This is a genomic window from Anaerolineae bacterium (assembly GCA_014360855.1).
Classification (GTDB): domain Bacteria; phylum Chloroflexota; class Anaerolineae; order JACIWP01; family JACIWP01; genus JACIWP01.
In genome coordinates this window covers 1-3,232 of record JACIWP010000321.1, presented here as the reverse complement: position 1 = coordinate 3,232, position 3,232 = coordinate 1, and the positions used below count along the sequence as shown (strand labels likewise).

3 protein-coding genes are annotated in these 3,232 nt (G+C 66.6%); 1 reads left to right on the top strand and 2 read right to left on the bottom strand.

What is annotated here, in order from left to right; all coding sequences use genetic code 11:
• Positions 1–645, top strand: a 645-nt coding sequence (locus H5T60_13390; protein MBC7243424.1) for an ABC transporter permease, incomplete at its 5' end; no start/stop codon positions are given.
• Position 646: 1 nt separating this feature from the next.
• On the opposite strand, the gene H5T60_13385 is transcribed toward H5T60_13390, so the two are convergent.
• Both H5T60_13385 and tilS read right to left on the bottom strand, forming a co-directional pair.
• On the bottom strand, positions 647–1,846 hold the full coding sequence (locus tag H5T60_13385; GenBank protein MBC7243423.1) for a class I SAM-dependent rRNA methyltransferase: 1,200 nt from the start codon (positions 1,844–1,846) through the stop codon (positions 647–649).
• A partial coding sequence (tilS, locus tag H5T60_13380; GenBank protein ID MBC7243422.1) for a tRNA lysidine(34) synthetase TilS occupies positions 1,815–3,232 on the bottom strand: 1,418 nt, incomplete at its 5' end. The genes H5T60_13385 and tilS, both read right to left, overlap by 32 nt.

Sequence of the window (3,232 nt, the reverse complement as noted above, 5' to 3'; positions counted from 1 at the left end):
GGCACCGCCATCAACATCCTCGCCACCGGCCTCACCAGTTTTCTCAGCGCCCGCATCCTCGCCGAGTTCCAGTACCTTAATAACCCGGGCATCTTTCGGCCGATCTCCCTGCCCCTGCTTTCCAAAATCCCCATCATCGGGCCGGTCGTTTTCGAGCAGAACATCCTTGTTTATGTCATGTTCGTACTGCTGGCCGCCGTGCATATCATGCTCTTCTACACCCGCTGGGGACTGCGCACGCGCGCCGTCGGTGAGCACCCCCGCGCCGCGGACACCCTGGGCGTGAACGTCTTCCGCACGCGCTACATCAATGTCACGCTGGGGGGCATGGTCGCCGGCCTGGCCGGCGCGTTCCTCATCCTTGGCTCCGTGGGCCGCTTCGACGAGCTGATGACCGCCGGCAAAGGCTTCATCGGGCTGGCCGCCATGATCTTCGGCAAATGGACGCCCTTCGGCGCCTTCGGCGCCGCCCTCATCTTCGGCTTTGCGGACGCCCTGCAGACCAAGCTGGCGATCCTGGCGGTGCCTATCCCGTCGCAGTTCCTGCTGATGGCGCCCTACCTGGTGACCATGATTGTGCTCGCCGGCGTCATCGGCGAGGCCATCCCGCCGGCGGCCGATGGTCAGCCGTACGAGAAGCAGTAGTTCAGGTCAGCACCCGGCAGATTAACCCTTTGAGGTACGCCGACTCGGGGAAAGAAAGCAGTACTGGGTGGTCCGGGGACTGCGCCAGGTACTCCAGGATCTGCACCGGCCGGCGCGCGTCGGCGCTCGCGCCGAACACGATCTTCTGGAACAAATCGGCGCTGATGAGGCCAGAACAGGAGAAGGTCGCCAGAATCCCACCCGGCCGCAGTAACTGCATGGCGACCAGGTTGATGTCCTTATATCCTCGCGCCGCCGCCATGACATTGGCCTGAGTGGTGGCAAATTTCGGCGGGTCCAGGATGATGAGATCAAACCGCCGGCCCTCCTGCCGATAGCGGCGCAGGACCTGGAACACATCCCCCTCCACCTGCTCCGCCGGCACATCGCCGAAACCGTTACGCTCCAGGTGTCTGGCGCACCACTCGAGGGCAGAGGCCGAGGAGTCAATATTGACGATGCGGCGCGCCCCGCCGGCCGCCGCATATACCCCAAAACCGCCGGTATACGAGAAACAGTTCAGCACCTCCGCGCCGCCGGCGTACTGCCCCACGCGCTCGCGATTGACGCGCTGGTCCAGGTAAAACCCGGTTTTCTGCCCGCGCTGGACGTCCACGACGAAGCGCCAGCGGTTCTCGCGCACCTCCAGCTCCGCCGGCGGCATCTCTCCCCGCACCAGGCCGCTCCTCAGCGGCAGGCCCTCCTTTCCCCGCACCTCCACGTCACTGCGCTCATAGATGCCCACCGGCTGTAGGACTTCCTCCAGCGCGTCCAGAATTTCCTCCCGCCGGCGCTCCACCCCCAGCGTCAGGAACTGCACCACGAGGAAGGGGCCGTAGCAGTCCACCACCAATCCCGGGAGCTGGTCTGATTCCGCATGGACAAGGCGGTAGGCAGTGGTCTCCTCACCGCCCAATCCCAAGGCGCGGCGGTTCTCCAGGGCGCGGCGGATGCGCCGGCGCCAGAACTCCCCGTCAATGCTCTGCGACACATCCCAGGTGAGCAGGCGCACGCAAATCTGGGAGCGCGAGTTGAAATAGCCGCGCGCCAGGCGCTCCCCTTCCGCACTGCACACCACCACTTCATCGCCGTCCGCCGGCGCTCCCTCCAGGCGCGCCACCGCGCCGGAGAAAATCCACGGATGGAAGCGGCGCACCGACTTGTCGCGTTCAGGCTTGAGGATCACCCGTTTCTCGCTCATCCCGCTCCTCAGAGGCAGATATATGGCGCAAACGTACCACGAGGACTCGGCGCGTAGAGGGGGTGACGGCCGCGCGCTCGTCCAGGCGCAAGCCCGGCACCCACAGCACGCCGGCCGAATCCGCCGCCAGCGGATAGGCCGGCCGCCAGCGCAGGGGCACTTTCTCATCGATGAACAGGGCGCGCACCTCCTTCGCCCGGCCGCCCATACCCATCGGGCATAGGCGGTCGCGCGGCCGGCGCCGGCGCAGGCAGAGGCTGGCCAAATCCACCCTGTCCGCATCCATATACGCCGTCCAGATGTCGGGAGGACGCGCTTCTTCCCCGGCCGGCAGTCCCTCCACCACCTCCGTCTCGACCACCCATTCACTGCTGATGCGGGCACAGCCAGGCACCGCCAGGGAAATATGCTCCGCATCCATCTGGGGATACAGCCCTTCCGCCGGCCGCCAGCCCTCATCCGCCACCCAGATGTAGCGGTACCCGACGGTCAGCATCAACCCCTGGGGGAGCGTGGCGCGGGCGCCGGCCTCCCCTCGGCGTGCCACCTCCAGGGCATTGTGCACATGAATCCAGTTGATGTTGCGCAGTCCCCAGCGCAGGCGGTGAATCGCCTCGCGCAGAAGGCCGGCCTGCACGCTCGGATGCAGGGCTGACCATGCGCTCCGCTCCAGCGCGATAACCCCTGGTTCGGGAGAAGAGGCGATCGTATCCCAGACCTGGAGGGTATGGGCGTGGAGAAAGTCGTAATCCTGCGCCAGAATGTGGGCCGTGCGGAGCAGTACCTGTCGGATCTGCGGGTTGTAGGTCTCCAGGTAGGGGATCAGCTCATGCCGCAGGCGGTTGCGGAAGAAGGTCGTGTCCAGGTTCGAACGGTCGAAGCGGGGGGTCAGGCCGTACTGCCGGCAGTACTCCTCTATCTCCGCCCGCCAGCACTCCAGCAAGGGCCGCACCACCCGCACCTCTCCGCCCAGGGCCTCGGCGCCCAGACGCATCTCGCGCAGAGGCACCGCCGGCCGCATGCCGCGCAGGCCGGCCAACCCCGACCCGCGCAGGAAATGCATCAGCACGCTTTCCACCTGGTCGTCGGCATGGTGCGCGACGGCAATGACTGGCGCGCCGTAGCGGCCGGCCACCTCGCCGAGGAAGCGATAGCGAGCGATGCGGGCCGCCTCCTCCAGGGACATGCCCGCCTGTCGCGCCATGGCCGGCACATCTGCAAAGCCAATCTCGCACTCCAGCCCCCACTCCCGCGCCAGATCCTCGATGAAGCGCGCGTCCTCGCCGGCCTCCGGGCGAATGCCGTGGTTCAGGTGCGCGGCGATAAGCCGGAGGTCCCAGCCCTCCTCGGTGTTCAGCCGGCACAGCATATGCAGCATGGCCAAGG